26 protein-coding genes and 1 pseudogene are annotated in these 22,617 nt (G+C 66.2%); 21 read left to right on the forward strand and 6 right to left on the reverse strand.

Annotation, left to right across the window (positions count from 1 at the left end):
- Together ADBZ5N_RS03815 and ADBZ5N_RS03820 are read left to right on the forward strand one after the other, a co-directional pair.
- Window positions 1-1,079: polyribonucleotide nucleotidyltransferase (locus ADBZ5N_RS03815; protein ID WP_526256161.1), on the forward strand; the 1,079-nt coding region annotated here is incomplete at its 5' end.
- Window positions 1,057-2,385: a M16 family metallopeptidase gene (locus ADBZ5N_RS03820; RefSeq protein ID WP_526256162.1), complete on the forward strand. Its 1,329-nt coding sequence runs from the start codon at window positions 1,057-1,059 to the stop codon at window positions 2,383-2,385. The genes ADBZ5N_RS03815 and ADBZ5N_RS03820, both read left to right, overlap by 23 nt.
- 4 nt (window positions 2,386-2,389) lie before the next feature.
- Here the strand turns inward: ADBZ5N_RS03820 and ald are convergent, their stop codons facing one another.
- Window positions 2,390-3,505, reverse strand: coding sequence for an alanine dehydrogenase (ald, locus tag ADBZ5N_RS03825; RefSeq protein WP_526256163.1), 1,116 nt, complete (start codon window positions 3,503-3,505; stop codon window positions 2,390-2,392).
- Between the two features lie 93 nt (window positions 3,506-3,598).
- Here ald and aldR point away from each other — a divergent pair, with 93 nt between their 5' ends.
- Genes aldR through ADBZ5N_RS03850 form a run of 5 tightly spaced genes read left to right on the forward strand, consistent with a single transcriptional unit; the run spans window position 3,599 to window position 6,234 of the window.
- On the forward strand, window positions 3,599-4,114 hold the full coding sequence (aldR, locus tag ADBZ5N_RS03830; RefSeq protein WP_526256164.1) for an HTH-type transcriptional regulator AldR: 516 nt from the start codon (window positions 3,599-3,601) through the stop codon (window positions 4,112-4,114).
- Between the two features lie 27 nt (window positions 4,115-4,141).
- Window positions 4,142-4,876, forward strand: coding sequence for a 4-hydroxy-tetrahydrodipicolinate reductase (gene dapB / locus ADBZ5N_RS03835; protein WP_526256165.1), 735 nt, complete (start codon window positions 4,142-4,144; stop codon window positions 4,874-4,876).
- Window positions 4,873-5,328 (forward strand): tetratricopeptide repeat protein, encoded by a 456-nt coding sequence (locus ADBZ5N_RS03840; RefSeq protein WP_526256166.1) that lies wholly within the window; start codon window positions 4,873-4,875, stop codon window positions 5,326-5,328. The genes dapB and ADBZ5N_RS03840 overlap by 4 nt, the downstream gene beginning before the upstream one ends.
- Window positions 5,328-5,777 (forward strand): flavodoxin family protein, encoded by a 450-nt coding sequence (locus tag ADBZ5N_RS03845; protein WP_526256167.1) that lies wholly within the window; start codon window positions 5,328-5,330, stop codon window positions 5,775-5,777. The genes ADBZ5N_RS03840 and ADBZ5N_RS03845 overlap by 1 nt, the downstream gene beginning before the upstream one ends.
- A 10-nt stretch (window positions 5,778-5,787) precedes the next feature.
- Entirely contained in the window at window positions 5,788-6,234 is a 447-nt protein-coding gene (locus ADBZ5N_RS03850) for a hypothetical protein (RefSeq protein ID WP_526256168.1), read from the forward strand.
- Here the strand turns inward: ADBZ5N_RS03850 and ADBZ5N_RS03855 are convergent.
- On the reverse strand, window positions 6,124-6,984 hold the full coding sequence (locus ADBZ5N_RS03855; RefSeq protein ID WP_526256169.1) for a dienelactone hydrolase family protein: 861 nt from the start codon (window positions 6,982-6,984) through the stop codon (window positions 6,124-6,126). The genes ADBZ5N_RS03850 and ADBZ5N_RS03855 overlap by 111 nt on opposite strands.
- A 48-nt stretch (window positions 6,985-7,032) precedes the next feature.
- Here ADBZ5N_RS03855 and ADBZ5N_RS03860 point away from each other — a divergent pair, with 48 nt between their 5' ends.
- From ADBZ5N_RS03860 to ADBZ5N_RS03880, 5 genes are read left to right on the forward strand one after another with little or no spacing between them, the layout of a single operon-like run.
- Window positions 7,033-7,833: a thymidylate synthase gene (locus tag ADBZ5N_RS03860; RefSeq protein ID WP_526256170.1), complete on the forward strand. Its 801-nt coding sequence runs from the start codon at window positions 7,033-7,035 to the stop codon at window positions 7,831-7,833.
- 3 nt (window positions 7,834-7,836) lie between these two features.
- Window positions 7,837-8,322 (forward strand): dihydrofolate reductase, encoded by a 486-nt coding sequence (locus ADBZ5N_RS03865; protein WP_526256171.1) that lies wholly within the window; start codon window positions 7,837-7,839, stop codon window positions 8,320-8,322.
- Between the two features lie 49 nt (window positions 8,323-8,371).
- Window positions 8,372-9,124 (forward strand): FAD-dependent thymidylate synthase, encoded by a 753-nt coding sequence (thyX, locus tag ADBZ5N_RS03870; protein WP_526256172.1) that lies wholly within the window; start codon window positions 8,372-8,374, stop codon window positions 9,122-9,124.
- Window positions 9,125-9,149: 25 nt separating this feature from the next.
- On the forward strand, window positions 9,150-10,079 hold the full coding sequence (gene dapA, locus ADBZ5N_RS03875) for a 4-hydroxy-tetrahydrodipicolinate synthase (RefSeq protein WP_526256173.1): 930 nt from the start codon (window positions 9,150-9,152) through the stop codon (window positions 10,077-10,079).
- A gap of 2 nt (window positions 10,080-10,081) precedes the next feature.
- Window positions 10,082-11,758 carry a ribonuclease J gene (locus ADBZ5N_RS03880; protein WP_526256200.1) on the forward strand — a complete coding sequence of 559 codons (1,677 nt, stop codon included), beginning with the start codon at window positions 10,082-10,084 and terminating at the stop codon, window positions 11,756-11,758.
- A gap of 67 nt (window positions 11,759-11,825) precedes the next feature.
- Here the strand turns inward: ADBZ5N_RS03880 and ADBZ5N_RS03885 are convergent, their stop codons facing one another.
- Window positions 11,826-12,641, reverse strand: a complete 816-nt coding sequence (locus tag ADBZ5N_RS03885; RefSeq protein WP_526256174.1) for a mycofactocin-coupled SDR family oxidoreductase — start codon at window positions 12,639-12,641, stop codon at window positions 11,826-11,828.
- A 2-nt stretch (window positions 12,642-12,643) separates the two neighbouring features.
- Window positions 12,644-12,958 (reverse strand): putative quinol monooxygenase, encoded by a 315-nt coding sequence (locus ADBZ5N_RS03890; RefSeq protein ID WP_526256175.1) that lies wholly within the window; start codon window positions 12,956-12,958, stop codon window positions 12,644-12,646.
- Window positions 12,959-13,162: 204 nt separating this feature from the next.
- On the opposite strand from ADBZ5N_RS03890, the gene ADBZ5N_RS03895 reads away from it, so the two are divergent.
- The 4 genes and pseudogenes from ADBZ5N_RS03895 to ADBZ5N_RS03910 all read left to right on the forward strand — a co-directional run bounded on the left by ADBZ5N_RS03895 (window position 13,163) and on the right by ADBZ5N_RS03910 (window position 16,897).
- Complete coding sequence (locus ADBZ5N_RS03895; RefSeq protein WP_526256176.1) at window positions 13,163-13,354, forward strand: PTS sugar transporter subunit IIB; 192 nt, start codon at window positions 13,163-13,165, stop codon at window positions 13,352-13,354.
- 149 nt (window positions 13,355-13,503) lie between these two features.
- The gene (locus ADBZ5N_RS03900) at window positions 13,504-13,665 is read left to right on the forward strand and encodes a hypothetical protein (RefSeq protein ID WP_526256177.1); all 162 of its coding nucleotides are present in this window, start codon (window positions 13,504-13,506) and stop codon (window positions 13,663-13,665) included.
- Window positions 13,662-14,123 carry an acyl-CoA thioesterase gene (locus ADBZ5N_RS03905; protein WP_526256178.1) on the forward strand — a complete coding sequence of 154 codons (462 nt, stop codon included), beginning with the start codon at window positions 13,662-13,664 and terminating at the stop codon, window positions 14,121-14,123. Before ADBZ5N_RS03900 ends, ADBZ5N_RS03905 begins: the two co-directional genes overlap by 4 nt.
- Window positions 14,124-16,897 (forward strand): annotated as a pseudogene (locus ADBZ5N_RS03910) (DNA translocase FtsK).
- A 74-nt stretch (window positions 16,898-16,971) separates the two neighbouring features.
- Here the strand turns inward: ADBZ5N_RS03910 and ADBZ5N_RS03915 are convergent.
- Complete coding sequence (locus ADBZ5N_RS03915) at window positions 16,972-17,457, reverse strand: amino-acid N-acetyltransferase (protein ID WP_526256201.1); 486 nt, start codon at window positions 17,455-17,457, stop codon at window positions 16,972-16,974.
- Window positions 17,458-17,913: 456 nt separating this feature from the next.
- Between ADBZ5N_RS03915 and pgsA the strand changes: the two genes are divergently transcribed.
- From pgsA to pspM, 4 genes are all read left to right on the forward strand, one after another.
- Window positions 17,914-18,465, forward strand: a complete 552-nt coding sequence (pgsA, locus tag ADBZ5N_RS03920; protein ID WP_526256202.1) for a CDP-diacylglycerol--glycerol-3-phosphate 3-phosphatidyltransferase — start codon at window positions 17,914-17,916, stop codon at window positions 18,463-18,465.
- A 76-nt stretch (window positions 18,466-18,541) separates the two neighbouring features.
- Window positions 18,542-18,859 carry a helix-turn-helix domain-containing protein gene (locus ADBZ5N_RS03925; protein ID WP_526256179.1) on the forward strand — a complete coding sequence of 106 codons (318 nt, stop codon included), beginning with the start codon at window positions 18,542-18,544 and terminating at the stop codon, window positions 18,857-18,859.
- A 151-nt stretch (window positions 18,860-19,010) separates the two neighbouring features.
- Window positions 19,011-19,811 (forward strand): PspA/IM30 family protein, encoded by an 801-nt coding sequence (locus ADBZ5N_RS03930; RefSeq protein ID WP_526256180.1) that lies wholly within the window; start codon window positions 19,011-19,013, stop codon window positions 19,809-19,811.
- A 25-nt stretch (window positions 19,812-19,836) separates the two neighbouring features.
- Window positions 19,837-20,646, forward strand: a complete 810-nt coding sequence (pspM, locus tag ADBZ5N_RS03935) for a phage shock envelope stress response protein PspM (protein ID WP_526256181.1) — start codon at window positions 19,837-19,839, stop codon at window positions 20,644-20,646.
- Between the two features lie 4 nt (window positions 20,647-20,650).
- Here pspM and ADBZ5N_RS03940 read toward each other — a convergent pair whose 3' ends face one another.
- Complete coding sequence (locus ADBZ5N_RS03940; RefSeq protein WP_526256182.1) at window positions 20,651-21,100, reverse strand: limonene-1,2-epoxide hydrolase family protein; 450 nt, start codon at window positions 21,098-21,100, stop codon at window positions 20,651-20,653.
- Window positions 21,101-21,249: 149 nt separating this feature from the next.
- Between ADBZ5N_RS03940 and ADBZ5N_RS03945 the strand changes: the two genes are divergently transcribed.
- Entirely contained in the window at window positions 21,250-22,413 is a 1,164-nt protein-coding gene (locus tag ADBZ5N_RS03945; protein ID WP_526256183.1) for a glycosyltransferase, read from the forward strand.
- Window positions 22,414-22,617: the final 204 nt, after the last annotated feature.

Genomic DNA, 22,617 nt, shown 5'->3' on the forward strand with positions numbered 1-22,617 from the left:
AGCAGATCGACTCGCTGGGGCCGGAGAAGTCCAAGCGCTACATGCACCACTACAACTTCCCGCCGTACTCGACCGGTGAGACCGGCCGCGTGGGTTCGCCCAAGCGCCGCGAGATCGGCCACGGTGCGCTCGCCGAGCGGGCCCTGATGCCGGTGCTGCCCAGCGTCGAGGAGTTCCCGTACGCCATCCGGCAGGTGTCGGAGGCGTTGAGCTCCAACGGTTCGACGTCGATGGGCTCGGTCTGCGCCTCGACGCTGTCGCTACTCAACGCCGGTGTGCCGCTGAAGGCTCCAGTCGCGGGCATTGCGATGGGCCTGGTATCCGACGAGGTCAACGGGGAAACCCGCTACGTGGCGCTGACCGACATCCTCGGTGCCGAGGACGCCTTCGGCGATATGGACTTCAAAGTCGCCGGCACCAAGGAGTTCGTGACCGCTCTGCAGTTGGACACCAAACTCGACGGGATCCCGTCACAGGTACTGGCAGACGCATTGGCTCAGGCCAAGGATGCCCGGTTGACGATTCTCGAGGTGATGGCCGAGGCCATCGACGCCCCCGATGAGATGAGCCCGTATGCACCGCGCGTCACCGCCATCAAGATCCCGGTCGACAAGATCGGCGAGGTCATCGGGCCCAAGGGCAAGATGATCAACGCCATCACCGAGGAGACCGGCGCGTCGATCTCCATCGAGGACGACGGCACGGTGTTCGTCGGTGCCACCGACGGCCCGTCCGCGCAGGCGGCCATCGACCGGATCAACGCCATCGCCAACCCGCAACTTCCCAAGGTCGGTGAGCGTTTCCTGGGCACGGTGGTCAAAACGACCGACTTCGGTGCGTTCGTGTCGCTGCTGCCCGGCCGCGACGGCCTGGTCCACATCTCCAAACTGGGCCGTGGCAAGCGGGTCGCCAAGGTGGAGGACGTGGTCAAGGTCGGCGACAAACTGCGCGTGGAGATCGCTGATATCGACAGCCGCGGCAAGATCTCGCTCATCCTGGTCGCCGAGGACGCCGAGGTGTCCGCCGGCCCCGCCGCGGCTGCACCCGTGCCTGCCGATGCCGCGACCGCCGGCAGCTAGCCCGAAGACCGCCCGCGCAGAGCAGTCGACCATCCGGCGCACCGTTCTGCCGGGCGGCCTGCGGGTGGTGACCGAACGGGTGCCGTCGGTGCGGTCGGCCTCGGTGGGGGTGTGGGTCAACGTCGGCTCGCGCGACGAGGGCCCCACCGTCGCCGGCGCCGCCCACTTCCTGGAACACCTGCTGTTCAAGGCCACCCCGACTCGCACGTCGGTGGAGATCGCCCAGTCGGTCGACTCCGTCGGCGGTGAGTTGAACGCGTTCACTTCCAAAGAGCACACCTGCTATTACGCCCATGTCCTCGACGACGACCTGGAGATGGCCGTCGACCTGGTCGCCGACGTGGTGCTCAACGGTGTTTGCGCGGCTGAGGATGTGGAACTCGAACGCGATGTGGTGCTCGAGGAAATCGCCATGCGCGACGACGACCCGGAGGACACCCTCGGGGATGTGTTCCTGTCCGCCATGTTCGGCGAGCATCCGGTCGGCCGTCCGGTGATCGGCAGTGTCGAGTCCGTCTCGGGGATGACCCGTAACCAACTGCGTTCCTTTCATGTGCGGCGCTACATTCCCGAGCGCATGGTGCTGGCGGTCGCCGGGAACATCGACCACGACCACGTAGTGGCATTGGCGCGGGAGTTTTTCGGTCCCCGGCTGGTGACGGGCCGCAAACCGCAGCCGATACGAACAGGCAACGGCAGGGTTGCCACGCCACCCGCGTTGACATTGGTCAGCCGGGACTGCGAGCAGACCCATCTGACCCTCGGTGTCCGCGTACCCGGCCGGCACCAGTCGGACCGATGGGCACTATCGGTGCTGAACACCGCACTCGGCGGGGGCCTCAGTTCGCGGCTGTTTCAGGAGATCCGGGAGACCCGCGGGCTGGCCTACTCGGTCTACTCCGCCCTCGATACCTTCGCCGACAGCGGGGTGTTCTCGGTCTACGCCGGCTGTCTGCCGGAACGGTTCGATGAAGTGGTCCGACTCACTGCCGAGGTTCTCGAAACCGTTGCGCGCGAAGGGATCACCGAGGCCGAGTGCCGAATCGCCAAAGGCGCGTTGCGCGGCGGACTGCTGCTGGGGTTGGAAGACTCCGCCTCGCGGATGAATCGCCTGGGCCGAACCGAACTGAACTACGGGCAGTACCGCACCCTGACGAGCACACTGCGCCACATCGAGCAGGTGAGCGTCGAAGACGTCAACGCCGTCGCGGCGAAAGTGCTCACGGGTCGGTTCGGCGCGGCGGTGCTCGGTCCGCATCGTTCGAAACGAGGCCTTCCGCGGCGACTGCGGGCGCTGACCTGCTGACTGATCAGGCCAGTAGGCCGGCTGGGTCGGTGTAGTGCAAATCGAGGTCGTGGGCCACCTCTTTGTTGAGCAGCTTGCCCTCGTGCGTGGAGAGGCCCTTGGTCAGCGCCGAGTCGGAGAAGCAGGCGCCTTGCCAACCCTTGTCCGCCAGCTTGAGCACGTACGGCATCGTCGCGTTGGTCAGCGCGAAGGTCGATGTGCGCGGCACGGCGCCGGGCATGTTGGCGACGCAGTAGAACACCGCGTCATGGACCTTGAAAGTCGGGTCGTCGTGCGTGGTCGGGCGGGAATCTTCGAAGCAGCCGCCCTGGTCGATGGCGATATCCACCAGCACCGCACCCGGCTTCATTTGCGCCACAGTGGCATTGGTCACCAGCTTGGGGGCCTTGGCGCCCGGCACCAGCACCGCGCCGATCACCAGATCGGCCTGCTTGACCGCGTTCTCCAGATCTAGCCGCGCGGAGTAACGGGTCTCGATGGCGCCGCCGTACTCGGCGTCGATCTTGCGCAACGTGTTGACGTTGAGGTCGAAGACCGTCACATGGGCGCCCATACCCCAGGCGACGGCGGCGGCGTTGTCACCGGCCATGCCGCCGCCGATCACGACGACAGTGGCGGGCGCCACGCCGGGCACCCCACCCATCAGCACGCCGCGTCCGCCCATGGTGCGCATCAAGTGGTAGGCGCCGACATGCGCCGACAGCCGGCCGGCCACCTCGCTCATCGGAGCCAGTAGCGGCAGCGCCCCATCGGCAGTCTGCACGGTCTCGTACGCGATCGAGGTGGTACCCGAGGCCAGCAGCGCGTCGGTGCACTGCTTGGAGGCCGCCAGGTGCAGGTAGGTGAACAGCACCTGGCCCTTTCGCATCCGGCTGTACTCCGGTTCGATGGGTTCCTTGACCTTGAGCAACAGATCGGCCTGGGCCCACACCTGATCGGCACTTTCGACCATCGTGGCGCCGGCAGCCTTGAAGTCGGCGTCGTGGATGGCCGAACCCTCACCCGCGCCCACCTGGACCAGCACATCGTGGCCGCGATGCACCAATTCGGCGACACCCGATGGGGTGATCGCGACGCGGTACTCGTTGTTTTTGATCTCAGTCGGGATGCCGACGCGCACGCTTGCTCCTAGGTCCGGGAATGGCTAGGTCCAGTGTGAAGAAAGTTCGACACGTCGACAGTCACACCGACAAAAAATCGCTAAAGTCTGGTGATGGCAGAACAAAAAGTGGCCAAGGGTGCGGTTTTGCAGCAGAAACCGAAGGATGTTCAGACCGTTGGGATCGACGACGTCGACCGGCGGATCCTGGCCGCACTGCACGCCGATGCGCGCATTCCCAACAGCACTCTGGCCGACGCGGTGGGAGTTGCGCCGTCGACCTGCCACGGCAGGGTTCGCCGCCTTCAAGATCTGGGAGTCATTCGGGGGTTCCATGCCGACATCGACCCGGCCGCCATCGGCCTGCCGTTGCAGGCGATGATCTCGGTGAGCCTGCAGGCCGGCGCCCGCGGACGGATCAGGAGCTTCATTCAGCAGATCCGGCGCAAACACCAAGTGATCGACGTGTACTTCCTGGCCGGTGCGGACGACTTCATCATCCACGTCGCCGCCCGTGACACCGACGATCTGCGCTCGTTCGTGGTCGACAACCTCAACGCCGACGTTGACGTGGCCGGCACGAAGACCTCGTTGATCTTCGAGCATCTGCGTGGCGCCGCACCGCTGTAGTCCGTCGCCGCCCGATAGGCTGCCCGCATGCGAGTCGCAGTCCTGGGCGCCAAGGGCAAAGTCGGAACCGCGATGTGCACGGCGGTGCGCGACGCCGACGATCTGACCTTGAGCGCTGAGGTCGACGCCGGTGATGCGCTGGCGATGCTCACCGACTCCGGTACCGAGATCGTCATCGACTTCACCCACCCAGACGTGGTGATGGAGAACCTGAAGTTCCTGATCGACAACGGGATTCACGCCGTCGTCGGAACCACCGGCTTCACCGAGGAGCGGCTCGATCAGGTGGGCGGCTGGTTGGCGGCCAAGCCCGACATCGGGGTCCTGATCGCGCCCAACTTCGCGATCGGCGCGGTGCTCTCCATGTACTTCGCGCAGAAGGCGGCCCCGTACTTCGAGTCCGCCGAAGTCATCGAACTGCACCATCCGCAGAAGGCCGACGCCCCGTCGGGAACGGCGACCCGCACCGCCGCGCTGATCGCCGAAGCCCGAAAAGGTCTGCCGCCCAACCCCGATGCCACCAGCACCGGACTACCGTGCGCGCGGGGCGCCGACGTCGGCGGCGTCCCAGTGCACTCGGTGCGGCTGACCGGACTGGTCGCTCACCAGGAAGTGCTGTTCGGCACCATGGGTGAGACCCTGACGATCCGGCACGACAGCCTGGACCGGACCTCCTTCGTGCCCGGTGTGCTGCTCGCGGTCCGCCAGATCGGTCAGCGGCCAGGCCTGACCCTCGGCATCGAACCGCTGCTCGACCTGTGATCCTGCGCATCCAACTGCTGATCGGGTTTCTCTGCCTGGCCCTACTGGTCTACTTCGTCATGTTGACCCGAACTGCCGTCGCACTGATCCGGACCGGCACACCGACGGCGGTGGCTCTGGGCATCGGCGTGCTGCTGCTGCCCATCGTCGGTGTCTGGGTCACGGTGTCCACGCTGCGGGCGGGCATTGCTCATCAGCGGCTGGCCCGGCTGGCCGCCGAAGACGGTATGGAACTCGATGTCGGGGCACTGCCCAGGACGCCGGGGGGCCGCATCCAGCGGGACGCCGCTGACGCCCTGTTCGACTCGGTGCGCTCCGAAGTGGAGGCAGACCCGCACAATTGGCGGCGGTGGTACCGGCTGGCCCGTGCCTACGACTACGCCGGGGATCGTTCCCGGGCCCGGGAGTCGATGCGCAAAGCCGTTGCCCTGCAGGCCGAAGAGTCCGGTTGATGAGCACACTGCTGGTGGTGCACCACACACCGTCGCCCGCCACCCGGGAACTGCTCGAAGCCGTCCTTGCCGGCAGCCGCGATCCCGAGATCAGCGGTGTGGAAGTGGTGCTGCGTCCGGCTTTGGCGGCTTCGGTCACCGACATACTCGACGCCGACGGTTACCTGTTCGGAACCCCGGCGAACTTCGGGTACATGTCCGGCGCGCTGAAGCACTTTTTCGACACGTCCTATTACCCGGTTCTGGACCATGTGGCTGGCCGGCCCTACGGTCTGTGGGTGCACGGCAACAACGACACCGCCGGTGCCGTCGCGGCCGTCGAGCGGATATGTACTGGATTATCCCTGGTCAAGTCCGCCGACGTGCTCGAGATCACCGGTATCGTCGACGGCGCCGCGCGGCAACAGGCCTACGAATTGGGCGGCACCCTGGCCGCCACACTGATGTGAGTGAGGTGTCATGGCCGGAATGGGTGACGTGGCGTTGGGTGCGGCGCCGATCGCCGGTGGGGCGGTGCTGGGTGCGCTGATGGGAACCGTCAAAGGCCCGGATTTTCGGGCGCTGATCAAGTCCGACATCGACCTGCTCAACAGCCTCCCGGCCGAAAGCGTCGAGTTGCGGGCGGCCTTGCAGCGCAGCATCGACGAACGGGTCTACGAGCTGATCGCCAACGTCGACCGCAACCGCGAACTGCGTCAGGCGGCCAGCGGCTACCAGGGCAACTGGCGTGACATCTTCGTCTTCCTCTGCGCGGTGATGTTCACGATCGTCTGGTGGAACGTGCCGCACAGTCGATCAAACTGGCTGGTCACCTTTATCGTCCTGCTGATTCTGTCGGCCATCGTCGGGCTGTACGCCACCCGCGGCATCATCGGGCTGTTCAGGCGGTTCCGGAACCGGGGCTGACGCCTTCAGGTGAGCGCCGAAGAACGATTCCATGGCCTGCCAGTGCCGTTCGGCCGCCTGCCGGTCGTAGGGTCCGTTATCGGTCACGGCGAAGCCGTGCGCCGCGGGGTACCACTCGATGATGTGCTCCACGCCAGCCGCGGTGAGCGCGGCCTCGAGAGCTGCTGACTGCTCGGGAGTGTAGGACGGATCGTCCTGCGCCGCACCCACATAGACCGCCGCTTGTATCAAGCCGGCCAACAGATGCGGGCTGCCGGGACTGTCGTCGGCCAGGCCGCCCCCGTGGAACGACATCGCCGCGGCCACCCGCTGGGGAACGCGGCTGGCCACCGTCAGCGACGTGCGCCCACCCATGCAGTAGCCGGTGGTGCCGAACCGGTCCCCGGACACCTCGGGCCGGGCGTCGAGGTAGTCGAAGAATGCGCCGGCGTCGGTGGCCATCACCTCCGGGGTGATCGCTTTCATCATGGCGAAAAGACGGTTCCGCTCGGCCTTGTCGGTGAAGACGTTCGTCATGTCGAACGGCGCCCAGGTCCCGGTGCGGTAGTACACATCGGGCAGCAGGACCGCGTACCCCAGCGAGGCGAGCCGGGCGGCCATCTCACGCAGCGCGGGTCGCGTTCCGCCGGCGTCCGGATACATCACGATCCCTGGCCACTTCAAATCCAGCGGCCCGGCTCCGTCCGGGATGGCCAAGACGACGGGGCAGCTGCCATCCGGTGTGGTGATCGCGTCGCTGATGATCGGCATGCCTTCGTTGTACTCCGTGAGGCCGAGGCGGACGTAAAGTGGTCTTCCGTGTCGATCCCGACGCCCTATGAGGACCTGCTGCGTATGGTCCTCGAGCAGGGCACACCGAAGTCCGACCGCACCGGCACCGGCACCCGCAGCCTGTTCGGACACCAGTTGCGTTACGACCTGTCGGCGGGCTTTCCGCTGATCACCACCAAGAAGGTGCACACCAAGTCGGTCATCTACGAATTGCTGTGGTTCCTGCGGGGCGATTCCAACGTGGAGTGGCTGCAGCGCCACGGTGTCACCATCTGGGACGAGTGGGCCTCCCCGTCAGGTGATCTCGGGCCGGTGTACGGGGTGCAGTGGCGGTCGTGGCCGACGCCCAGCGGCGAGCACATCGACCAGATCAGCGCCGCCGTGGAGTTGCTGCGTGATGACCCGGACTCCCGACGGATCATCGTGTCGGCGTGGAACGTCTCCGACTTGCCGCGGATGGCCCTCGCGCCCTGTCACGCGTTCTTCCAGTTCTACGTCGCCGGGGGCAAACTGAGCTGTCAGCTCTATCAGCGCAGCGCCGACATGTTCCTCGGCGTGCCGTTCAACATCGCCAGCTACGCCTTGCTGACCCACATGATGGCTGCGCAGGCCGGCTTGCAGGTGGGTGACTTCATCTGGACCGGTGGTGACTGCCACATCTACGACAACCACATCGAACAGGTCACCGAACAGCTCAGCCGCGATCCGCGTCCGTACCCGGAACTTGTTCTTGCTCAGCGCGATTCGGTATTCGACTACACCTACGACGACATCGAGATCCGCAACTATGATCCGCATCCTGCGATCAAGGCCCCGGTGGCGGTCTAGGGCGTGACCGTCGCGCTGGTCTGGGCCCAATCGACCTCGGGGGTGATCGGCCGGGACGGTGCCATCCCGTGGCATGTGCCCGAAGACCTCGCCCGGTTCAAGGAACTGACCCTCGGCCACACCGTGGTGATGGGCCGCCGAACCTGGGAGTCGCTGCCGCCGAGGTTTCGACCGCTGCCCGGACGTCGCAATGTGGTGGTGAGCCGCAATCCGAACTACTCGGCGCCGGGAGCCGAGGTCATCGACTCCGTCGCGGCCGCCCTGGCTGATGAGGGCCAGACCTGGGTGATCGGCGGCGCCGAGATTTACCACCTGGCGTTACCGCTGGCCACCCGCTGTGAAGTCACCGAAGTCGAGATCGACCTGCGCCCCGACGACGACGACGCGCTGGCCCCCGCGCTCGACGAGACCTGGACCGGCACGGCCGGCACCTGGCAGGACAGCACCTCGGGGCCGCGGTACCGGTTTTTCCGCTACCTGCGGCCCTGACCGGCCTGACCGCCGTCGTTTCACTCATCGCCGCGACTAGGGTGAGCGCGTGGCTGAGACCGCGCCGCTGCGTGTGCAGCTGATCGCCAGGACCGAATTCGTGGCGCCCGCCGACGTTCCGTGGGACACCGATGCCGACGGCGGCCAGGCGCTGGTCGAATTCGCCGGCCGGGCCTGCTACCAGAGCTGGTCCAAACCCAACCCGCGCACGGCCACCAACGCCTCCTACCTCAAGCACATCATCGATGTTGGGCACTTCTCGGTGCTCGAGCACGCCAGCGTCAGCTTCTACATCACCGGCATCTCCCGCTCCTGCACCCACGAACTCATCCGGCACCGGCACTTCTCCTACTCGCAACTGTCCCAGCGCTACGTTCCCGAGGACGACGCCCAGGTCGTGCTGCCGCCCGGACTGGAGGACGACCCTGAACTGCAGCAGATCGTCCTGGCTGCGGCCGATGCCAGCCGCGCCGCCTACCTGGACCTACTTACCAGGCTGGAGGCCAAGTTCGCCGATCAGCCCAATGCCGTGCTGCGCCGCAAGCAGGCCCGCCAGGCCGCCCGCGCGGTGCTGCCCAACGACACCGAAACCCGCATCGTGGTTACCGGCAATTACCGGGCCTGGCGGCATTTCATCGCGATGCGGGCCAGCGAGCACGCCGACGTCGAGATCCGTCGGCTGGCCATCGCCTGCCTGCGCGAGTTGGCGGCCGTCGCGCCGGCGGCGTTCGACGACTTCCAGATCAGCGTGCTGCCCGACGGTACCGAGGTGGCCACCAGCCCGCTGGCTACGGAACTGTAGGGCCCAGCGGGTAACCTAACCGTCCGTGAGCACCGGCGGATTCGATGCGAGCGCCCGGTTGGGCACGGTCCTGACCGCGATGGTGACGCCGTTCAAAGACGGCGGCCTGGATATCGCCACCGCGGTGCGGCTGGCCACCCACCTGGTGGACTCCGGGTGCGACGGTCTGGTGCTGTCGGGCACCACCGGCGAATCGCCGACGACCACCGATGACGAAAAACTGGCCCTGCTCGGTGCGGTACTGGAGGCCGTCGGAGATCGAGCCCGCGTTATTGCCGGTGCCGGGAGCTACGACACCGCGCACAGTGTGCACCTGGCCAAGGCCTGCGCGGCCGAAGGGGCCCACGGCCTGCTGGTGGTCACCCCCTACTACTCGCGGCCCCCGCAGAGCGGACTGGTGGCTCACTTCACTGCGGTCGCCGACGCCACCGATCTGCCTGTGGTGCTTTACGACATTCCGCCTCGCTCGGTCGTCCCCATCGAATGGGACACCATCCGCACCCTCTCCGGGCACCCCAACATCGTCGCGGTCAAGGACGCCAAGGGCGATCTGCACGGCGCCACCCAGATCATGTCCGAAACCGGTCTGGCGTACTACTCCGGCGATGACGCGCTCAACCTGCCCTGGCTGGCAGTCGGCGCGGTCGGCTTCGTCAGTGTCTGGGGCCATCTGGCCGCCGGGCAGCTGCGAGAGATGTTCAGCGCCTTCAGCTCCGGCGATCTGGCTACCGCCCGCAAGATCAGCGTGTCCCTGGGCCCACTGAACGCCGCGCAGGCCAGACTGGGTGGGGTGACGATGTCCAAGGCAGGCCTGCGACTGCAGGGCTGCGACGCCGGGGACCCGCGTCTGCCGCAGATGCCGGCCACTGCTGAGCAAGTCGACCAGCTGGCCGCCGATATGCGGGCGGCGGCCGTCCTCGGAGTGAGGTCGCCGGCCGAGCGGCCCCAGCGGTGAGTATCGACGATCTTCGTCCCCCCGGCCCGCTCGCACCGGGTGCGCTGCGGGTGACGGCTCTGGGCGGAATAGGTGAAATCGGCCGCAACATGACGGTTTTCGAGCATCTCGGCCGGCTGTTGATCGTCGACTGCGGGGTGCTCTTCCCCACCCACGACGAACCCGGCGTCGACCTCATCCTGCCCGATCTGCGGCACATCGAAGATCGACTCGACGACATCGAGGCCCTGGTGCTCACCCATGCGCACGAGGACCACATCGGCGCGATCCCGTTCCTGCTCAAACTGCGCGACGACATTCCGGTGGTGGGCTCGAAGTTCACCCTGGCCCTGGTGGCTGCCAAGTGCCGGGAGCATCGGATCAATCCGAAATTCGTGGAAGTGGCTGAGGGGCAACGCAGCACTCACGGCGTCTTCGAATGTCGCTATTTCGCGGTCAACCACTCGATCCCGGACGCACTGGCCGTCGCGATTCAGACTGGGGCGGGAACGGTGTTGCACACCGGCGACATCAAACTCGACCAGCTGCCGCTGGACGGCCGCCCCACCGACCTGCCCGGGATGTCGCGGCTCGGCGACGCCGGCGTGGACCTGTTCCTGTGCGACTCCACCAATGCCGAGATTCCCGGGGTGGGGCCCTCGGAGAGTGAGATCGGGCCCACCCTGCACCGGCTGATCCGCAACGCCGAGGGCAAGCGGGTGCTGGTGGCCTGCTTCGCCTCCAATGTCGACAGGGTCCAGCAGATCGTCGATGCGGCGGTGGCATTGGGCCGACGGGTGTGCTTCGTCGGGCGCTCGATGGTCCGCAATATGGCCATCGCCCGTGAATTGGGGTTTCTGAAAGTCGACGACAGCGACGTGGTGGACATCTCCGCTGCCGAGATGATGCCCCCGGACCGGCTGGTGCTCATCACCACCGGTACCCAGGGGGAGCCGCTGTCGGCGCTGTCGCGGATGTCGCGCGGGGAGCACCGCAGTATCTCGATCACCGCCGACGATCTGATCATCCTGTCCTCGTCGCTGATCCCGGGCAACGAGGAGGCGGTCTACGGGGTCATCGACGCGTTATCGCGGGTCGGGGCCCGGGTTGTCACCAATCAGCAGGCTCGCGTGCATGTTTCCGGCCATGCCTATGCCGGGGAACTACTGTTCCTCTACAACGCGGTTCGGCCGCGCAACGTGATGCCGGTGCACGGGCACTGGCGGCATCTGCGGGCGAACGCGAAACTGGCCGCCCGCACCGGAGTTCCGGAAAGCAACATCATGCTGGCCGAGAACGGGGTCAGCGTCGACCTGGCCGGCGGGGAGGCCGGCATCGCCGGGGCGGTGCCGGTGGGCAAGATGTTCGTCGACGGTCTGGTCAGCGGCGATGTCGGGGATGCCACGCTGGGGGAGCGGCTCATCCTGAGTTCGGGGTTCGTGGCGGTGACGGTGGTGATGCACCGGGGCACCGGCCGGATGGCCGCGCCTCCGCACCTGCATTCGCGCGGCTTCTCCGAGGACCCCAAGGCGCTGGAACCCGCATTGCGCAGAGTGGAGCAGGAGTTGGAATCCCTTGCCGCCGATAGGGTCACCGATCCGGTGCGGATCGCTCAGGCGGTGCGGCGCGCGGTGGGCAAGTGGGTCGGCGAAACCTACCGCCGCCAGCCCATGATCGTTCCCACGGTGCTGGAGATCTGACCGCGCCGAGTGTGCGCCCCGTGCAGGATTCCGGGCCCTCTTACCCGAACAGGCCGCACATTCGGCGTCAGCGCTTATTGACGAAACCGGCGTCCACCGGCAGCGCCACCCCGGTGACGTAGCGGCCGGCATCCGACACCAGCCAGAGCACCGCACTGGCGATGTCCTCGGGTTCCAGCGCCTGCACGGGCAACGCATTACCCATATCCGGGCCGCCCTGCTCCTGCTGGGCCAGGCCGTCCAACCAGGATCGGGTGAAGTCATTGTCGATCATCGGGGTGTTGACCGCCGCCGGATGCACCGAGTTGACCCGGATGTTGTACTGGGCAAGAAAATTGGCGTAGGCCCGCATCAACCCGACGATGCCGTGTTTGGCCGCCGTGTAGCCCAGCGATCCGGCAAGCGGTGCCCCGATGCCCACCAGTCCGGCCACCGAACTGGTCAGGACGATGGATCCCCCGTCACCCTGCTTGATCAACGGCCGGATCGCGACGTCGACGGTGTGATACGCCCCGGTCAGGTTGACGTCGATGACGTCTTGCCAGGCGTTCTCACCCATCATCGGCGCAATCCCGGCATTGGCGATCACGATGTCCAGGCGACCCAGTTCGGCGATACCTTCTGCCAGTGCGGTTTTCAGGACTGCGCGGTCACGGACGTCGGCGTGGCGGGCGACGATGCGCGCCCCGGTGTCCTCGACAAGTTTGACGGTGGCCTGAAGATCCTCCGGTGTTGCCAGTGGATAGGGCACGCCGGTGATCTGCTCGCAGAGGTCTACCGCGATGATGTCGGCACCTTGGGAGGCGAGTGTCACCGCGTGTGCCCGGCCTTGGCCGCGGGCCGCACCGGTGATGAATACGACCTTCCCGTCGAGGACTCCCACGCTCAGGCGCGCAACTGGCCCTTGGCCGGGTCACCGGCCGGGATGGGCTCGAGCATCTTCAGGTCGGGTGCACCGGCGAGATGGTCGCCGATCTCGGCGAACAGTGCACCCACGGCGGGCGCGGTGCTGTGCACCTTGAGCGCCTCGGCGTCGGCCCACTGCTCGATGAACACGAAGGTGTCTCCGGTCTGGTGCAGCGAGTACAGGTCACAGCCTGGCTCGTCGTGCACCGCCTCGATGGCTTTGATGCAGGCGCTGCGGACCGCAGCGGCTGACTCCGGCTTTGCGGTAAACGACGCGACGACGACGACGGGCATGGGGCGTGCTCCTTGATCTAGGGGCGGACCCGCACTACGGTAGCGCCCGTTTTGCCCAACCGGACACCCGTAGGCCTCCCCGAACGGTTAACTCACTCTCCGAACCGATCAGTGGAGTGCCAGACGACAGAAACCGCGGCAGCCGGGCGGGCGAAGAAATCCGGTCGCCGGTGAGAGTTCCTGCAGGGACTGGGCAAGACGTTCATGCTGCCGGTGGCACTGATGGCGTTCTGCGGCATCATGCTCGCGAAACTCGTCGCCGGCAAATATGACCCGGCCGCAATTCCGGCGGCGATCGGCGGGGCGGAGAATGTGCAGTCGCTGGACAACTGCATCACCCGGTTGCGGATGGTGGTGAGCGATGCTGGGTGCTCTCGGCGTGGTCAAACTTGGTGATCGCAATGTGCAGGTGGTGATCGGACCACAGGTCCAAGCTGTCAAAGATGCTATGGCAGAAATGATTCCATCGATCTGATGGTTGAGGCCGGATACGATTTCAACCACTGCTGCGGCAGTTCCGGCGCGGGAGACACGATCGTTGCCTGGTGGCTGCCGAAATCGGCGTCTCGCCGTCGGGGATCGACGACGATACGTTGCAGGCCGACCCGATTGGCGTCGAGAAGCTGGCGATCATGCCGGGCACACCTACGCTGCGTGCGGCTGGGCAACTGCTGGCGTCAAGAGAGAGTATGAAGGCTGACGGATGAATCCACAGGACCGCAAGTCGCTCTACATGACCGTGCTCATGAGCCCGGACATGGCGAACTTTTCCGGCAACGTCCACGGCGGCACCCTGCTCAAACTGCTCGACCAGGTGGCCTACTCCTGTGCCAGCCGCTACGCCGGCACCTATGTGGTGACGCTGTCGGTGGACCGGGTGCTGTTCCGAGACGCCATCAAGGTCGGCGAATTGGTGTCGTTCTCAGCGTCGGTGAACCACACCGGCCACACCTCGATGGAGGTCGGCATCCGGGTGGAAACCGAGAACATCCGGGACGGCACTCGTCGGCACACCAACAGCTGCTATTTCACGATGGTGGCCGTCGACGACGACGGTCAACCTGTCCCGGTGCCTGAGTTGGTCCCGACCTCCGAGCGGGAGCGATCCTGGTTTGAGGCGGCCGCCGCCCGCAAGGCGGCACTGAGGTCTGCATTCGCCGATTGATTGCGGTCTGGCAACGGCCGTGCTGTGACCAGTGTGGCGTATGGTGCAGAAGGGGCCAGGGCTATTAGTCTGCCCGCATGGCGAACAAGACGGCCGCTCGCTCTGGCGCGCGAACGACCAGTTCAGGTAGTACTACGAGACCGGTTTCCCGGTCCACCAGACCCGCGCCACCGCGCCGCAAGCCGGTGGCTAAGAAGTCCGCGTCACCGATCACCGTCGCGGCCGCCGCTACCGGCCGGGCTGCTCGGGCGACGTGGTTGGTCGTAGCCCGAGGCGCCGGGTCGACGGCTCGGTCGGTGGGTCGAGCCCGCGATATCGAGCCAGGCCATCGCCGTGACGGCCTGGCCCTGGCCCTGGTGGCTCTGGCGGTGGTGATCGCCGCGGCCTGCTGGTTCGACGCCGCCCGGCCGGTGGGGGCCTGGATCGACTCCGGCCTGCGGACCGTCATCGGCGGCGCCGTCGTACTACTTCCCCTGCTGATCGTGGCCATCGCGGTGATCCTGATGCGCACCGAGCCCTACCCACCGACGCGCCCCCGACTGGTGCTCGGTGCGGCGATGATCGGCCTGCCGGTGCTGGGCCTGTGGCATCTATGGTCCGGGTCGCCTGCAGACCCGGCGGCCCGGCAGCACGCCGGCGGGTTCGTCGGCTTCGTCGTCGGCGGCCCGTTGGCCGACGGACTCACCGCCTGGATCGCTACCCCCCTGCTCATCTTCGCGGCGATTTTTGGGCTACTGCTGATCACCGGAACCACCATCCGGGAACTACCCGCAACCCTGTACGCGATGTTCGGCACCCGGGGCGGCTACGCCGACGGTGACTACGACGATGACGACGCCTATGACGACGCCTATGACGCCTATGGCTCCGGCTACGACGGTGGCGACGACGTCTACGACGTCTACGACGTCTACGACGACTACGACGACTACGACGACTGCGCCCAAGACTCCTACGGCGACGACGTCGGCAGCACCGGCGCGCGCCGCAGCCGACGGCAGGGCCGGGCGGCAGCAGCCATGGAAGACCTCTCCGGTGGCTCCTACGACGACCCGCGCGCCTACAGTGCCGACGAGCCGCCGGCGTGGGCGGTTGAATCCGGGCCCGTCGGCACCCCCTACGACAACTATCCCCTTGACGAAGCCGGACCCGCGGAACCCAATGCGACAGAGCCGATTAAGCCGCGGCGCAAGAAGGCGGCTGCGCCCAAGCAGCAGACCGCATCGCTGGACCGGATTGTGGAGGGGCCCTACACCCTGCCGTCGCTGGAACTGCTCACTCCCGGTGACCCGCCGAAGCGGCGGAGTTCGGCCAATGACCATATGGTGGACGCGATATCCTCGGTGCTGGAGCAGTTCAAAGTCGATGCCGCGGTCACCGGGTGCACGCGTGGACCGACCGTAACCCGCTACGAGGTCGAACTCGGACCCGGTGTCAAGGTCGAGAAAATCACTGCGCTGCAGCGCAATATCGCCTACGCCGTCGCGACCGAGAGTGTGCGCCTGCTGGCTCCAATCCCGGGCAAGTCGGCGGTGGGTATCGAAGTGCCCAACACCGACCGCGAGATGGTGCGGCTTGCCGATGTGCTCACCGCACCGTCAACACGCAGCGATCACCACCCGTTGGTGATCGGGCTCGGCAAGGACATCGAGGGGGACTTCATCTCGGCCAACCTGGCCAAGATGCCGCATCTCTTGGTTGCGGGCTCGACAGGTTCGGGAAAGTCGAGTTTCGTCAACTCGATGCTGGTGTCGCTGCTGGCCAGGGCGACCCCCGAAGAGGTCAGGATGATCCTGATCGATCCCAAGATGGTGGAATTGACTCCCTACGAGGGCATTCCACACCTCATCACGCCGATCATCACCCAGCCCAAGAAGGCGGCCGCCGCGCTGGCCTGGCTGGTTGAGGAGATGGAGCAGCGCTACCAGGACATGCAGGCCTCCCGTGTGCGTCACATCGACGACTTCAACGCCAATGTCCGGTCGGGGAAGATCACCACGCCGCTGGGCAGCCAGCGCGAGTACAAGCCCTACCCCTACATCGTGGCTATCGTCGATGAGTTGGCCGACCTGATGATGACCGCTCCGCGCGACGTCGAGGACGCCATTGTTCGGATCACCCAGAAGGCCCGAGCCGCCGGCATCCACCTGGTGCTGGCGACTCAGCGCCCGTCAGTGGACGTCGTCACCGGCCTGATCAAAACGAACGTCCCCTCGAGGCTGGCGTTTGCGACATCGTCGCTGACCGACAGTCGGGTCATCCTCGATCAACCGGGCGCCGAGAAGCTGATCGGTATGGGCGACGGGTTATTCCTGCCGATGGGTGCCAGCAAGCCGATCCGTCTGCAGGGTGCCTACATCAGCGACGAGGAGATTCAGGCCGTGGTTCAGGCCTGTAAGGATCAAGCCGAGCCGGACTACACCGAGGGTGTCACCAGCGCCAAGGCGTCCGGCGACCGTGCTGAGGTCGACCCCGACATCGGCGATGACATGGACGTCCTGTTGCAGGCCATCGAGCTGGTGGTGTCCAGCCAGTTCGGCTCCACCTCGATGCTGCAGCGCAAGCTGCGGGTGGGCTTCGCCAAGGCGGGCCGGTTGATGGACCTTATGGAGACCCGCGGCATCGTGGGACCCTCGGAGGGCTCCAAAGCGCGTGAGGTTCTGGTCAAGCCCGATGAGCTGGCTGCAACCTTGGCCGCCATCCGGGGCGGGGGTGGGGCAGCCGGTGAGGATATCGACGACGAGGACGACACCGGGGTGCCAGAGGATTTCTGACCAAGCCGGATCGACGAAATGGTCAGCCGAAGTGGCACTTTCACGCCCAAACCGAGGTTTGGGCGCGAGGGGAGTCAGAGCACCAGCAGCATCCGGGTATTGCCGAGGATGTTTGGTTTGACGTAGCTGAGGTCGAGGAATTCGGCCACGCCGATGTCATAGGAGCGGCGCATCTCCTCGTAGACCTCAGCGGTCACCGGGGTGCCCTCGATCTCAGCGAAGCCGTGGTGGCCGAAGAAATCTGTCTCGAAGGTCAACACGAACAATCTCTCGAGTTGCAACTCGCGGGCGACCTCCAGCAACCGGTCGACGATCGCGTGCCCGATGCCCCGGCCCCTGACCTCAGGGTGCACCGCGACGGTACGCACCTCGCCAAGATCGGTCCATAACACGTGCAGGGCACCGCACCCGACGACCCGCCCGTCGAGTTCGGCGACCCAGAATTCCTGAACCGACTCGTAGAGCGTTACGAGGTTCTTCTCCAGCAGAATCCGCCCGGCGTAAGTGTCCACCAGACGCTTGATCTCCGGCACGTCGGAGGTGCGGGCGCGGCGGATCACTACCTCGCGGCCGGCGGCTTGAACCGACGGAGGCAAAGGGGAGTGGTCGGACACGCCAGCCACCCTATCGGGCCGCGACTGCCCAAAGGTCTATCCGTTGGCAAAGACTGGCTCAACGGATCGCCCGCCCCACAGCCTGTTCGGACATCCCCGCTAGGGAATCGGTTTTCCTTCAACAACTTTCGCGGCCTAGACTTTGCTTGCGATCCACCTTGAGGAGTGGGACCTCGCGCCGATCTTGGTGGTCCCTATCGCGAAGACCGCAACCGGGTGCCGGTGCTCATCCCGGGACTCCGTTCCCGGCGAAACCGGATGTTGCCCGTCGCGACGCCCCGGCCGACTTAGCTTCGCTGTACCGAGTCCGGCGTCGGTCGGCGCCGATCGCGTGGATGAACCGATATTCTGTTTGCCGTGACGGGCCATTCGAACACTCCGCCGACGATTCGGCACGAATGGATGGTTCACATCCCCAATCTGCTGACCGGGCTGCGGCTGGTTCTGGTTCCGATCTTCCTGCTCGTCCTCTTCACCGGTGACGGGCATGAAACCGCCAGTCGGATAGCCGCATTCGTGATCTTCGCGGTGGCCGTGATCACCGATCGGCTCGACGGCTCACTGGCCCGTAGCTACGGCGTGACCAGCGAGTTCGGCAAGCTCGCTGATCCGATCGCCGACAAGATGCTGATCGGGGCGGCGCTGATCGGGCTGTCCATGCTCGGTGACCTGCCGTGGTGGGTCACGGTGCTCATCCTTATCCGGGAGATCGGCGTCACAGTCCTCCGCTTCGCCGTCATCAGCCGCGGCGTCATTCCGGCCAGCCGGGGCGGCAAGCTCAAGACGCTCGTGCAGGCGATCGCCATCGGGCTGTTCATCCTGCCGCTGCACAACTGGCCGCCCATGTGGACCACCGTGGCGTGGTGGGTGATGTGGGCCGCGATCGTGCTGACTGTCCTCACCGGCATCGATTACGTCGTGTCGGCGGTGCGCGGGCAGCGGTCCGGGGCCTGAGGGGGGTCCTACGGGAACCATCCGGGCGTGCGCTGCGTTGCACAAATTGCTGCAACGATATGAGGAGGACAGCGCCATGGCGGTACTGCTGCGTGAAGTGATCGGTGACGTACTGCGCCGTACGCGCACTTCTCAGGGCCGCACCTTGCGTGAGGTCTCCGATTGCGCACGGGTCAGCCTGGGTTACCTCTCCGAGGTCGAACGGGGTCGCAAGGAGGCCTCCAGTGAGCTACTCAGCGCCATCTGCACCGCACTGCACGTGCCGCTGTCGCGGGTGCTCAGCGACGCCGGCACCGAACTGGCCTGCCACGAAGGTATCGGTCGGCTGCCTGTGACCGGACTGGATGTAGCCCCCGCGGTGATCCCGCACCCCGCGGCCATGGCGGTAGCCTGATCCTGCGGTTTTGCCCAGAAATTGTCGAAAACCCGCAACCGGCCCGGCAACGTGGTGTGGTCTGCGCGCTGGAACCGATAAATTGGGTTAGAACTAGCTCGGACAAACCGACTCCAATGCGGCACTCGACTCGAAGGCGGGGCAACACCTAATGGCCAATCCGTTCGTTAAGGCGTGGAAGTACCTGATGGCGCTATTCGGTGCCAAGGTTGACGAATACGCCGATCCCAAGATCCAGATCCAGCAGGCGATTGAGGAAGAGCAGCGTCGGCACCAGGGGCTCACCCAACAGGCCGCGCAGGTTATCGGCAATCAGCGCCAACTGGAGATGCGGCTGAACCGCCAGCTCGCCGACATCGAGAAGCTGCAGGCCAACGTCCGTCAGGCGCTCACCTTGGCCGACCAGGCCACCGCTGCCGGTGACACGGTCAAGGCCACCGAGTACACCAACGCCGCCGAGGCCTTCGCCACCCAGCTGGTGACCGCGGAACAGAGCGTCGAGGACCTTAAAGTCCAGCATGACGGGGCGTTACAAGCCGCGCAGCAGGCCAAGAAGGCTGTCGAGCAGAGCGCCATGAATTTGCAGGCGAAGGTCTCCGAACGCACCAAACTGCTCGGCCAGCTTGAGCAGGCCAAGATGCAGGAAAAGGTCGCCGAGTCGCTGCGGTCGATGAACGAGATGGCCGCGCCGGGCACCACGCCCAATCTCGACGAGGTGCGCGAGAAGATCGAGCAGCGCTACGCCAACGCCATGGGCTCAGCCGAGTTGGCTCAGAACTCCGTCCAGGGCCGGATGGCGGAGGTTCAGCAGGCCGGTGTACAGATGGCCGGACATTCGCGGCTCGAGCAGATCAGGGCCTCGATGCGCGGGGATTCCCTGACCGCGGGCGGCGCCGCAGCCCCGGCCACCCCGTCCATCGCCCCTGAGCCCGAGCAGCCGCTCGGCCAGTAGGTTTTCAAATGAAAGGTGGTACTCGATGACGGTGAAGGCCCACCAGGGCTCGCGTTACTGGCGCTCGGCCGCGCAACGCAGCATCGACACCGTCAGCGAGTACGCCGATGTCGCCGCACAGCGGCTCAGTGCGGCGGCCGATCCGCGGGCCCGGCTGTTGCGTAAGCGGCGCTGGGCGCTGCGGTTCGGACTGTTTTTCACCTTCGCGGCGGCCTTCTGGGTTTTGGTGACGGGGCTGCTGGCGGCGTGGAGCACACCGGTGTGGGCACTGCTCATCACCGGGCTCATCGCAGCCGGAGCCGCCGTCCCGGCCACCCTGTGGCTACTGCGCTACCGATGGTTGCGCGGTGAGCCGCTGCCGCCGCAGCGTCAGGTCAGTGACCGCCGTCTCCCGCCCCTGGGGTCGGTGGCCCGGTCGGCGATGTCGGCGCTGGCCGCCTCCGAGCGGGGGCTGCACTCGCTGCTCGGCGTGATCGATCGCGGTCGGTTACTGCCGGCCGGCGAGATACGTGAGCTGACCGCCGCGGCCGGACGGTCCGCGGCGACGATGGCGGCCACTGCGTCGGAGGTGGCGGCCATGGAACGGGCGGCGGGGGACAACCCCGACTCCCGGGCCTATCTGGCCCCGACCATCAACGCGCTGACGGCGCAGCTCAACAGCGGGGTGCGTCAGTACAACGAGATGGTGACCGCCGCCGCGCATCTGGTCTCGTCGGCCAACGCCGGCGAGGGGCTGTCCCCCCAGCGTTACCGCGATGAACTCACCGACGCCACCGACCGGCTGTCGGGTTGGGCGCAGGCGTTCGAGGAACTCGGAACCGCGCAGCGCGTCTGACGGCTCAGAGCGTCGGACGCAACCCCGGCACTGCGACGCCGATCGCACCGCGCACCAGCGCCTTCGTGAAGTTCCACATGTCGAAGTAGTCGCGCCACAGGGTGATTCGGCCGTTGTGTACCTCGAACACGCCGCACACCCAGAACTGCAGCCGCAGTGGGCCGAACTGCAGGACGTCGGTCCGTTCGGTGAGCACCGAGGACCCGTTGACCGCAATGCGGTGGGTCTTGACCTCGAAGCCCGCTCGGCCCTCCATGGCGCGGAAGAGTTTCATAGCCCGTGCGCGGCCGTGGATCGTCGGGAATCCGACGTTCTGATACACCAGGTTGTCATCGAGGACGGCCCCTGCGGCGTCGGCGTCCTGGGCCTGCAGGCTGCGCAGCAGAACCTCCACGACATGGGCGTTGTCCACGGCGGAGTCGATGTCGGTGCTGACGTTGATCTGCTCGGTCATGGTCTCAGCCTAATCCGCGGGCTGTCGTCCGTCCGGGCGCCAGTCGATCCGATGGCGAATCATCCGGTCTCGGATTGGCCCGCGTCTAGGGTGGTCCTGGAGGGCTGAATCGTGGGTCATGGGCGTGATGGTGAGCGAGTCCTAGGCTGATGCGGGTTGCAATTGTGGCCGGGCCGGAGGCAGGGCACGTATTCCCGGCGATCGCCCTGTGCCTTCGTCTAGCCGACGCCGGCGATGATCCCGTGTTGCTGACCGGTCGGCAGTGGCTCGATACCGTCCGGGAAGCCGGGATCGAGGCGGTCGCGTTGGTCGGCCTTGAGCCCGAGGGCTCTGATGACGATGACGACGCCGGGTCAAAGATTCACCGGCGCGCCGCCCGGATGGCGGTCTTGAATCAGGTTGCGCTCCAACAGCTTCGGCCTGATCTTGTCGTTTCTGATGTTATCACCGTCTGTGGCGGAATGGCCGCTGAACTACTCGGTGTGCCGTGGGTCGAGCTCAGCCCACATCCGCTCTACCTGCCGTCGAAAGGATTGCCGCCGATCGGCAGCGGCCTGGCTCCGGGAACCGATGTCGCCGGACGGGTGCGTGATGCAGTCATGCGTGCCTTCACCGCCCGATCGATCCGGATCGGCGACCGCCAGCGTGCAGACTGTCGCGCCGGCATCGGCCTGCCGGACCGCGATCCCGGTCCGCGCCGCCGCCTTATCGCAACCTTGCCGGCACTGGAGGTGCCGCGTCCTGACTGGCCGGCCGAGGCCGTCGTCGTGGGCCCGTTGCACTTCGAGCCGACCACTGAGGTAATGGCGATCCCGCCAGGCGACGGCCCGGTTGTGGTGGTCGCGCCCTCGACCGCGGTCACCGGGGCTGCCGGCTTGGCCGAGGTGTCGTTGCAGTGCCTCGTGCCAGGACGCACGCTTCCGACCGGTTCCCGGTTGGTGGTGTCCCGGCTCGGGGGTGCCGATTTGGCGATGCCGCCGTGGGCGAGGGTTGCCCGGGTCCGCCAAGACGAACTGTTGCGCCACGCCGATGTCGTCGTGTGTGGAGGCGGGCACGGAATGCTGTCCAAATCATTGCTGGCCGGGGTTCCCGTAGTTGTCGTACCGGGCGATGGAGATCAGTGGGAGTTGGCGAATCGCGTTGCGCGACAGGGAAGTGGGAAACTGGTGAGACCACTGAGTGCTGAGGCTTTGATCGCTGCGATCGGTCAGGTGCTGTCAGATATCAGCTATCGCCAGGCCGCACGGCGGGCGGGGGAGAGTGCCGCGGGAGTGACCGATCCGGTCGCGGTTTGCCACCAGGCGACTTGTTAGTTATTCCTATCCACATCGAGGTGGAGCACCTCGTCGAGATCTGGCGGCAAGTCTGCTGACGGGAGGTCGCGCGTAAGTGAAGTGCGACGGCCGCGGGCCGTTGACCAGCGCAGCCGCAAACGGCGCCCTGTTCTTCGTGCAACGCCCGTCACGCCGCCTGATCTCCCAACGCAGGTGCAAGCGCCTACTGGGTAACTTGTTGAG

The organism is Mycobacterium sp. (assembly GCF_044370595.1).
GTDB lineage: Bacteria > Actinomycetota > Actinomycetes > Mycobacteriales > Mycobacteriaceae > Mycobacterium.

Bases quoted from the DNA above. Each gene is read 5' to 3' on its own strand.
- pgsA (WP_526256202.1), top strand. From the start codon at position 17,914: ATGGTTCACATCCCCAATCTGCTGACCGGGCTGCGGCTGGTTCTGGTT.
- ADBZ5N_RS03890 (WP_526256175.1), bottom strand. From the start codon at position 12,958: ATGCCCGTCGTCGTCGTCGCGTCGTTTACCGCAAAGCCGGAGTCAGCC.
- ADBZ5N_RS03855 (WP_526256169.1), bottom strand. From the start codon at position 6,984: ATGCCGATCATCAGCGACGCGATCACCACACCGGATGGCAGCTGCCCC.
- ADBZ5N_RS03925 (WP_526256179.1), top strand. From the start codon at position 18,542: ATGGCGGTACTGCTGCGTGAAGTGATCGGTGACGTACTGCGCCGTACG.
- ADBZ5N_RS03850 (WP_526256168.1), top strand. From the start codon at position 5,788: ATGGCCGGAATGGGTGACGTGGCGTTGGGTGCGGCGCCGATCGCCGGT.
- ADBZ5N_RS03895 (WP_526256176.1), top strand. From the start codon at position 13,163: ATGCTGCCGGTGGCACTGATGGCGTTCTGCGGCATCATGCTCGCGAAA.
- ADBZ5N_RS03945 (WP_526256183.1), top strand. From the start codon at position 21,250: ATGCGGGTTGCAATTGTGGCCGGGCCGGAGGCAGGGCACGTATTCCCG.
- ADBZ5N_RS03820 (WP_526256162.1), top strand. From the start codon at position 1,057: ATGCCGCGACCGCCGGCAGCTAGCCCGAAGACCGCCCGCGCAGAGCAG.
- ADBZ5N_RS03905 (WP_526256178.1), top strand. From the start codon at position 13,662: ATGAATCCACAGGACCGCAAGTCGCTCTACATGACCGTGCTCATGAGC.
- ADBZ5N_RS03940 (WP_526256182.1), bottom strand. From the start codon at position 21,100: ATGACCGAGCAGATCAACGTCAGCACCGACATCGACTCCGCCGTGGAC.
- ADBZ5N_RS03930 (WP_526256180.1), top strand. From the start codon at position 19,011: ATGGCCAATCCGTTCGTTAAGGCGTGGAAGTACCTGATGGCGCTATTC.
- aldR (WP_526256164.1), top strand. From the start codon at position 3,599: ATGGCAGAACAAAAAGTGGCCAAGGGTGCGGTTTTGCAGCAGAAACCG.
- dapB (WP_526256165.1), top strand. From the start codon at position 4,142: ATGCGAGTCGCAGTCCTGGGCGCCAAGGGCAAAGTCGGAACCGCGATG.
- ADBZ5N_RS03845 (WP_526256167.1), top strand. From the start codon at position 5,328: ATGAGCACACTGCTGGTGGTGCACCACACACCGTCGCCCGCCACCCGG.
- pspM (WP_526256181.1), top strand. From the start codon at position 19,837: ATGACGGTGAAGGCCCACCAGGGCTCGCGTTACTGGCGCTCGGCCGCG.